Genomic DNA, 679 nt, shown 5'->3' with positions numbered 1-679 from the left:
GCGCTATTCCATCCCCTTCTTCTACGAGCCGCGCGTCGACGCCGAGATCGCGCCGCTGCCGATCAAGGGCGCCAGCGACTTCGCGCCCTTCCTCTACGGCGACTATCTCTGGGAGTCGGCGACCAATTTCGTCGAGATGGCCGGCGTCAAGACTCTTCGAAAGCCAAGACGACCGGCAGCCGCCTGATCCTCATCAAACAATAAGGGGGAACGAACAATGAGCACCGACACCCGCAAGCTGCCTTCCATCCTCGGCGGATGGTCGGCTGCGGTGAGACAAGGCAAGGTCGACCGCCGCGAGTTCCTCGCCGTGGCCAGCGCGCTCGGCGCCTCCACCGCCGCGGCCTACGCGATGGCGGGCCTTGCCGCGCCGAGCGAGGCGCGGGCCGACGAGCCGAAGCGCGGCGGCGTGCTAAAAGTGGCGATGCTGGTGCCGGGGCTGAAGGATCCGCGCACCTTCGATTCCTCCGACCTCGGCAATATCGGCCGGCAGTTCCTCGAGCCGCTGGTGCGCTACACCGAGACCTTCACCTTCAAGCCGATGCTTGCCGAGCGTTGGGAGGTGAACGACGACGCCACACGCTACACGCTCTATCTGCGCAAGGACGCGACCTGGAACAATGGCGATGCCTTCAGCGCCGACGACGTGATCTTCAACTTCACCCGCTGGCGCGATACC

At 65.4% G+C, this 679-nt stretch carries 1 protein-coding gene and 1 pseudogene; both read left to right on the top strand.

The genetic code is table 11. The features are described 5' to 3' along the window. A pseudogene (locus EOD07_RS36570) lies at positions 1 to 187 on the top strand (isopenicillin N synthase family oxygenase); the annotation flags it as partial. A 30-nt stretch (positions 188 to 217) separates the two neighbouring features. After that, the coding region (locus EOD07_RS36565; protein ID WP_245470641.1) for an ABC transporter substrate-binding protein at positions 218 to 679 on the top strand (462 nt) is incomplete at its 3' end.

It is taken from the genome of Mesorhizobium sp. M2C.T.Ca.TU.002.02.1.1 (genome assembly GCF_003997225.1).
This window is presented reverse-complemented; position numbering and strand designations above follow the sequence as displayed.